This window comes from Thioalkalivibrio sulfidiphilus, from assembly GCF_000377945.1.
In the GTDB taxonomy this organism is placed as follows: Bacteria; Pseudomonadota; Gammaproteobacteria; order Ectothiorhodospirales; family Ectothiorhodospiraceae; genus Thioalkalivibrio_A; species Thioalkalivibrio_A sulfidiphilus_A.
On sequence record NZ_KB898933.1, the window covers coordinates 70538 to 76835 of the forward strand.

Annotated in this window: 14 protein-coding genes; all 14 read right to left on the reverse strand. The window is 62.3% G+C overall.

The features are described 5' to 3' along the window. Positions 1 to 6: 6 nt before the first annotated feature. Positions 7 to 324: a 50S ribosomal protein L24 gene (gene rplX, locus D580_RS0107080; protein WP_018953722.1), complete on the reverse strand. Its 318-nt coding sequence runs from the start codon at positions 322 to 324 to the stop codon at positions 7 to 9. A 17-nt stretch (positions 325 to 341) separates the two neighbouring features. After that, a complete protein-coding gene (gene rplN / locus D580_RS0107085) occupies positions 342 to 710 on the reverse strand; it encodes a 50S ribosomal protein L14 (RefSeq protein WP_012638870.1) in 369 nt (122 codons plus the stop codon). Between the two features lie 36 nt (positions 711 to 746). After that, on the reverse strand, positions 747 to 1010 hold the full coding sequence (rpsQ, locus tag D580_RS0107090; protein WP_012638871.1) for a 30S ribosomal protein S17: 264 nt from the start codon (positions 1008 to 1010) through the stop codon (positions 747 to 749). Between the two features lie 2 nt (positions 1011 to 1012). Next, positions 1013 to 1210, reverse strand: coding sequence for a 50S ribosomal protein L29 (gene rpmC / locus D580_RS0107095; protein ID WP_012638872.1), 198 nt, complete (start codon positions 1208 to 1210; stop codon positions 1013 to 1015). Then, entirely contained in the window at positions 1210 to 1623 is a 414-nt protein-coding gene (rplP, locus tag D580_RS0107100; RefSeq protein ID WP_012638873.1) for a 50S ribosomal protein L16, read from the reverse strand. The genes rpmC and rplP overlap by 1 nt, the downstream gene beginning before the upstream one ends. Positions 1624 to 1635: 12 nt before the next feature. Beyond that, positions 1636 to 2322, reverse strand: coding sequence for a 30S ribosomal protein S3 (gene rpsC / locus D580_RS0107105; RefSeq protein WP_018953724.1), 687 nt, complete (start codon positions 2320 to 2322; stop codon positions 1636 to 1638). 4 nt (positions 2323 to 2326) lie between these two features. Next, on the reverse strand, positions 2327 to 2674 hold the full coding sequence (rplV, locus tag D580_RS0107110) for a 50S ribosomal protein L22 (RefSeq protein WP_012638875.1): 348 nt from the start codon (positions 2672 to 2674) through the stop codon (positions 2327 to 2329). Between the two features lie 6 nt (positions 2675 to 2680). Then, positions 2681 to 2953, reverse strand: a complete 273-nt coding sequence (gene rpsS, locus D580_RS0107115) for a 30S ribosomal protein S19 (RefSeq protein WP_012638876.1) — start codon at positions 2951 to 2953, stop codon at positions 2681 to 2683. Positions 2954 to 2967: 14 nt separating this feature from the next. Continuing rightward, on the reverse strand, positions 2968 to 3792 hold the full coding sequence (gene rplB / locus D580_RS0107120; protein ID WP_012638877.1) for a 50S ribosomal protein L2: 825 nt from the start codon (positions 3790 to 3792) through the stop codon (positions 2968 to 2970). A gap of 12 nt (positions 3793 to 3804) precedes the next feature. After that, entirely contained in the window at positions 3805 to 4101 is a 297-nt protein-coding gene (rplW, locus tag D580_RS0107125) for a 50S ribosomal protein L23 (RefSeq protein WP_012638878.1), read from the reverse strand. Next, complete coding sequence (gene rplD / locus D580_RS0107130) at positions 4098 to 4703, reverse strand: 50S ribosomal protein L4 (protein WP_018953725.1); 606 nt, start codon at positions 4701 to 4703, stop codon at positions 4098 to 4100. The genes rplW and rplD overlap by 4 nt, the downstream gene beginning before the upstream one ends. A gap of 5 nt (positions 4704 to 4708) precedes the next feature. Beyond that, a complete protein-coding gene (gene rplC, locus D580_RS0107135) occupies positions 4709 to 5353 on the reverse strand; it encodes a 50S ribosomal protein L3 (protein ID WP_018953726.1) in 645 nt (214 codons plus the stop codon). Between the two features lie 134 nt (positions 5354 to 5487). After that, a complete protein-coding gene (gene rpsJ / locus D580_RS0107140) occupies positions 5488 to 5799 on the reverse strand; it encodes a 30S ribosomal protein S10 (RefSeq protein ID WP_012638881.1) in 312 nt (103 codons plus the stop codon). Positions 5800 to 5886: 87 nt separating this feature from the next. After that, positions 5887 to 6298 (reverse strand): EF-Tu/IF-2/RF-3 family GTPase (locus D580_RS0107145; RefSeq protein WP_018953727.1); only part of this gene is annotated, 412 nt, incomplete at its 5' end.

The window sequence follows — 6298 nt, forward strand, 5'->3', positions numbered from 1 at the left end:
CACCTATCAAGCGTCCACAACTTCGTTGTCGGACTTGAAGTAACGCACCTTGCGACCGTCTTCCAGAATCTTGAAACCGACGCGATCACCCTTGCCCTTGGCCGGGTTGAACAGCATCACGTTGGAGACGTGAATCGGCATCTCCTTGTCGATGATGCCGCCGGGCTGACCGGCAGTCGGGTTCGGCTTCTGGTGCTTCTTCACCATGTTGATGTTCTGCACCACGACGCGGTCGTCGGCGAGAACCTTCACCACGGTGCCGCGGCGCCCCTTGTCTTTGCCTGCGGTGACGATGACGTCGTCACCCTGTTTGATCCTTTGCATCTCTCAATACCTCGACGTCAGAGCACTTCGGGTGCCAGGGAGATGATCTTCATGAACTTCTCGCCACGCAGCTCGCGGGTCACGGGCCCGAAGATACGGGTGCCGATCGGCTGCAGCTGGTTGTTCAGCAGCACGGCAGCGTTGCGGTCGAAGCGCACGACGGAACCGTCGGGACGGCGCACGCCCTTGGCGGTACGCACCACCACAGCGTTGTACACCTCGCCCTTCTTCACCTTGCCGCGCGGGATGGCGTCCTTGACGCTCACCTTGATGATGTCGCCCACGCTGGCATACCGGCGATGGGATCCACCCAGCACCTTGATGCACTGGACCTTGCGGGCCCCGCTGTTGTCGGCGGCATCCAGAACCGTCTGCATCTGAATCATGGTCTTATCTCACCTATCCGTTACATGGGCGACCGGTCAGCCGGCAGCCTTCTCCAGCACCTTGACCAGGCGGAAGGTCTTGGTCTTGGACATGGGGCGGCACTCTTGCACCATCACCTTGTCACCCATGCGGGCCTCGTTGCCCTCATCATGGACGTGCAGCTTGGTGGAACGCCGGATGTACTTGCCGTACAGCGGGTGACGCACCTTACGCTCGATGAGGATGGTACGGGTCTTGTCCATCTTGTCGCTGACGACGCGACCGATGACCGCACGCTGTACTTTTGCTTCTTCACTCATGTTCATTCACCTGCCACCGAACGCTCGTTCATGACGGTCTTGATACGGGCAATATCCTTGCGGATCTTGCTGAACCGATCCGGGCGGGCCAGCTGGCCGGCACCGCGCTGCATGCGCAGACCGAACTGTTCGCGCAGCAGTTCAAGCAGCTCCTTCTTGAGCTCCTCGTTGTTCTTCTCTCGCAGTTCAGAAGCCTTCATCACATCACCGTCCGGGTCACAAACTGGGTCTTGATGGGCAGCTTGGCAGCGGCAAGCTTGAACGCCTCGCGGGCGATCTCCTCGCTGACACCTTCCATCTCATACAGGATTCGGCCGGGCTGGACCTTGCAGACCCAGTACTCCACGTTGCCCTTACCCTTACCCATACGCACTTCCAGGGGCTTCTTGGTGACAGGCACATCCGGGAACACACGAATCCAGATCTTGCCGCCACGCTTGATGTGGCGGGTCATGGCGCGTCGGGCGGCCTCGATCTGACGGGCAGTGAGTCGGCCGCGATCCTGAGCACGCAGGGCGTACTCACCGAAGCTGACCTTGCCGCCCGAGAACGCCAGGCCACGGTTCTTGCCCGTGAACTGCTTCCGGAACTTGGTCCTCTTGGGCTGCAACATCTCGCAAACTCCTTAGTTCACCGCGGCCTTGCCTTCCTGGCCGCCATCGGTCTTCTGTTCGAAATCGAAAACTTCGCCCTTGAACACCCACACCTTGACGCCAATCACGCCATAGGTGGTACGGGCCTCGGCAAAGCCGTAGTCAATATCGGCACGCAGGGTATGCAGGGGCACACGGCCTTCGCGGTACCACTCGCTGCGGGCAATCTCGGCGCCGTTCAGACGGCCGGCGACGTGCACCTTCACACCCAGGGCGCCGAGGCGCATGGCGTTGCCCACGGCGCGCTTCATGGCGCGACGGAACATGATGCGACGCTCGAGCTGCTGGGCAATGGCCTCGGCCACCAGCTGCGCATCCACCTCGGGCTTGCGGATCTCTTCGATGTTGATCTTGACGCTGTTCACGTCCAGACCCAGCTTCGCGGCGGCTTCCTTGCGCAGGGCCTCGATGTCCTCACCCTTCTTGCCGATCACGATACCGGGACGGGCGGTGTGGATGGTGATGAAGGCCTGGCGCGCGGGGCGGGCGATCTCGATTCGGCTGACGGAGGCCTGGGAAAGACGCTCCTTCAGGAATTCGCGGATCTCCAGATCCTTGGCCAGCACGTTGGCGTAGTCACGACCATCGGCGTACCAGGTGGAATTCCACTCACTGGAGACACCGAGGCGGAAGCCGACCGGATGTACTTTCTGACCCATGGACTTACCCCTTTACCTTTTCGCCCACCGCCACGGTGATGTGGCTGGTGCGCTTCAGAATGCGATTGGCCCGACCCTTGGCACGGGCGTGGATGCGCTTGAGGGTCGGCCCCTGGTCGATATAGATCTGGGAGACCTTGAGCTCATCCACATCGGCGCCTTCGTTGTGCTCGGCGTTGGCGATGGCGGACTCAAGCACCTTCTTGACGATGGCAGCACCCTTCTTGGGGCTGAAGGTCAGCTCCTGCAACGCACGCTCCACCGGCATGCCACGGATCTGGTCGGCGACCAGGCGGCACTTCTGGGGAGAGATGCGGGCAAAGCGCAGACGCGCAAACGTTTCGGTTGCCATCTCGAGTTACCTCGCCTTCTTGTTCGCCACGTGACCCTTGAAGGTCCGGGTGGCGGCAAATTCACCGAGCTTGTGACCGACCATGTTCTCGTTCACCAGCACGGGGACGTGCTGACGACCGTTGTGCACGGCGATGGTCAGACCGACCATCTGCGGCATGATCATGGAGCGGCGCGACCAGGTCTTGATCGGACGTCTCTCGTTGTTCGCCACCGCGGCATCCACTTTCTGGAGCAGGTGGTGGTCGATAAACGGGCCCTTCTTGAGTGAGCGTGGCACTGGCCTATCCCTCGTTACTTCTTGTTCCGACGACGCACGATCATATTATCGGTGCGCTTGTTCTTGCGGGTCTTGTAACCCTTGGTGGGCACGCCCCAAGGCGTGACGGGGTGCTTGCCGAAATTGCGGCCTTCACCACCACCATGCGGATGGTCTACCGGGTTCATGGCGGTACCACGAACCGTCGGACGAATACCCAGCCAGCGTTTGGCACCGGCCTTGCCGAACTTGCGCAGGCTGTGCTCGCTGTTGCTGACCTCGCCGATGGTGGCGCGGCAGTCGGCAGGCACCTTGCGCATCTCGCCGGAGCGCAGACGCAGGGTGGCGTGCTGACCTTCGCGGGCCACCAGCTGCACGGCGGCGCCGGCGCTGCGGGCCATCTGCGCGCCCTTGCCGGGCTTCATCTCGATGCAGTGCACCACGGTACCCACCGGGATGTTGCGCAGCGGCAGGGTGTTGCCGGCGCGGATCGGGGCGTTGGTACCGGACAGCAGCTGGTCACCGGCCTGCACACCCTTGGGCGCGATCACATAACGACGCTCGCCGTCGGCGTACAGCACCAGGGCGATGTGCGCGCTGCGGTTCGGATCGTACTCCAGGCGTTCGACACGGCCGGGGATACCGTCCTTGTCGCGCTTGAAGTCGATGATGCGGTAGCGCTGCTTGTGGCCACCACCCACATGACGGGTGGTGATACGACCCTGGTTGTTACGACCACCGGAGCGGACCTTTTTCTCGACCAGCGGGGCGTACGGCTCTCCCTTGTGGAGATCCGGGCTGACCACGCTGACCACGAAACGGCGGCCTGCTGACGTGGGCTTGGATTTCACGATCGGCATGATGCGTACCCTTTACTCGCTTCCGGCCAGCGCGATGTCCTGGCCGGCTGCCAGGGTCACATAGGCCTTTTTCCAGTTGTTGCGGCGCCCTTCGAAGCGGCCGAAGCGCTTGCGCTTGCCCTTCATGTTGACGACACGCACGGAAGACACCTGAACCTCGAAAAACTTCTCCACGGCGGCCTTGATCTCGCCGCGCGTGGCGTCAGGGGCCACCTTGAACACATGTTGATTAGCCGCATCGGCGAGCACCGTGGCCTTCTCGGACACGTGGGGGCCCACCAGGACCTTCAAGAGCCTTTCTTCATTCATGCCAGCCACTCCTCAACCTGCATCAGCGCCGGCACGGTGATGAGGACCTTCTCAAAACCGACCAGGCTCACCGGGTCCAGACCACCCACCTCGGACACGTCGACACCCGGCAGATTGCGGGCGGACAGATAGAGGTTGGCGTCGGCCTGATCGGTGACGATCAGCGCATTGCTCACACCCAGGCCACCCAGCTTCTCCAGCAGGCCCTTGGTCTTAGGGGCCTCGACGGTGAAGCTGTCGACCACCACCAGGCGCTCCTGGCGCACCAATTCGGAGAAGATGGAGCGCATGGCAGCGCGGTACATCTTACGGTTCAGCTTCTGGGTGTAGTCCCGCGGACGGGCCGCGAAGACCTTACCACCGGTGCGCCAGATGGGGCTGCGGATGGTACCGGCACGGGCACGACCACTGCCCTTCTGCTTCCAGGGCTTGGCGCCGCCGCCGCTGACATCCGAGCGACCCTTCTGGGCCTTGGTGCCGGCACGACCGCCCGCCATGTAGGCGACCACGGCCTGGTGCACCAGATCCTCGTTGAATTCACGACCGAAGGTCTGATCGGAGACCTCCAGATCCTTCTTGGTGTCTTGTACCTGAAGCTTCATGACACTTAACCCTTAGCCTTGACGCCGGGACGCACCAGGACGTTGCCGCCGGTGGAACCGGGCACCGCGCCCTTGATGAGCAGAAGATTGCGCTCCACGTCGACCCGGACCACTTCCAGGTTCTGCACGGTGCAACGCTCGTTACCCATGTGACCGGCCATCTTCTTGCCCTTGAACACGCGGCCCGGGGTCTGGTTCTGACCGATGGAGCCGGGGGCACGATGGGACAGGGAGTTACCATGGGTGGCATCCTGCATGCTGAAGTTGTGACGCTTGATCACACCCTGGAAGCCCTTACCCTTGCTGATGCCCGTCACGTCGACGATCTGGCCGGCCTCGAAGATATCCACCTTCAGCTCGGCACCCACCTCGATCTCGGCACCCTGGTCGCCATCCAGACGGAATTCCCACAGACCACGACCGGCGCTCACGCCCGCCTTGGCGAAATGCCCGGCGCGGGGCTTCGTCACCCGGGAGGCCTTGCGCGCACCCGCGGTCACCTGCAGGGCGCGATACCCGTCGCGCTCCTCGGTCTTGACCTGGGTGACACGGTTCGGGTCCACCTCGATCACCGTTACCGGCAGGGAGGCACCGTCTTCCGTGAAGACGCGGGTCATGCCCAGCTTGCGACCGACCAATCCGATTGCCATGACACTACCTCGTTATCCACGCCCGCCCGGGAGCGGGCGCGCGGTTATTCTTGAAAGTTCCAAAATCGTGGCCCGGCACAAGCCAGCCTGTACCGGGCCACGGAAAGCAGACAATTATGTCAGAAAAATTGTCGTTAGTTAAGCTTAATTTGCACATCCACACCGGCGGCCAGATCCAGCTTCATCAGGGCGTCCACGGTCTTGTCCGTGGGGTCCATGATGTCCATGAGCCGCTTGTGGGTGCGGATCTCATACTGGTCACGGGCGTCCTTGTTCACGTGGGGCGAGATCAGGACCGTGAAGCGCTCCATCTTGGTGGGCAGGGGGATGGGGCCCTTGACCCGGGCGCCGGTGCGCTTGGCGGTTTCGACGATCTCACTGGCGGAGCGATCGATCAGACGGTGATCGAAGGCCTTGAGCCGGATACGGATTCTCTGCTTGGACATGTCTCTAATTCTCAGCTTAGGAGTAAGGCGGGAGGCGTGAGGTGCGGCTTTGTAGACCTCACCCCTCACCCCTCACCCCTTACATCGTTACTCGATGATCTTGGACACCACGCCGGCGCCCACGGTGCGGCCGCCTTCGCGGATGGCGAAGCGCAGACCGTCTTCCATGGCGATCGGGTTGATCAGCGACACCGTGATCTTCACGTTGTCACCAGGCATCACCATCTCCACGCCCTCAGGCAGGTCCACCGAACCGGTCACGTCGGTGGTCCGGAAGTAGAACTGCGGACGGTAGCCGTTGAAGAACGGGGTGTGACGACCACCCTCTTCCTTCGACAGCACGTACACCTCAGCCTCGAACTTGGTGTGCGGGGTGATCGAACCGGGCTTGCACAGCACCTGACCACGCTCCACGTCGTCACGCTTGGTGCCGCGCAGCAGCACGCCCACGTTGTCGCCCGCCTGACCCTGGTCCAGCAGCTTGCGGAACATCTCCACG

Coding starts and splice junctions, on each gene's coding strand:
- rpsJ (WP_012638881.1), bottom strand. CDS start 5,799: ATGTCCAAGCAGAGAATCCGTATCCGGCTCAAGGCCTTCGATCACCGT.
- rplN (WP_012638870.1), bottom strand. CDS start 710: ATGATTCAGATGCAGACGGTTCTGGATGCCGCCGACAACAGCGGGGCC.
- rplP (WP_012638873.1), bottom strand. CDS start 1,623: ATGTTGCAGCCCAAGAGGACCAAGTTCCGGAAGCAGTTCACGGGCAAG.
- rplW (WP_012638878.1), bottom strand. CDS start 4,101: ATGAATGAAGAAAGGCTCTTGAAGGTCCTGGTGGGCCCCCACGTGTCC.
- rplD (WP_018953725.1), bottom strand. CDS start 4,703: ATGAAGCTTCAGGTACAAGACACCAAGAAGGATCTGGAGGTCTCCGAT.
- rplC (WP_018953726.1), bottom strand. CDS start 5,353: ATGGCAATCGGATTGGTCGGTCGCAAGCTGGGCATGACCCGCGTCTTC.
- rpsQ (WP_012638871.1), bottom strand. CDS start 1,010: ATGAGTGAAGAAGCAAAAGTACAGCGTGCGGTCATCGGTCGCGTCGTC.
- rpmC (WP_012638872.1), bottom strand. CDS start 1,210: ATGAAGGCTTCTGAACTGCGAGAGAAGAACAACGAGGAGCTCAAGAAG.
- rplV (WP_012638875.1), bottom strand. CDS start 2,674: ATGGCAACCGAAACGTTTGCGCGTCTGCGCTTTGCCCGCATCTCTCCC.
- rplX (WP_018953722.1), bottom strand. CDS start 324: ATGCAAAGGATCAAACAGGGTGACGACGTCATCGTCACCGCAGGCAAA.
- rplB (WP_012638877.1), bottom strand. CDS start 3,792: ATGCCGATCGTGAAATCCAAGCCCACGTCAGCAGGCCGCCGTTTCGTG.
- rpsC (WP_018953724.1), bottom strand. CDS start 2,322: ATGGGTCAGAAAGTACATCCGGTCGGCTTCCGCCTCGGTGTCTCCAGT.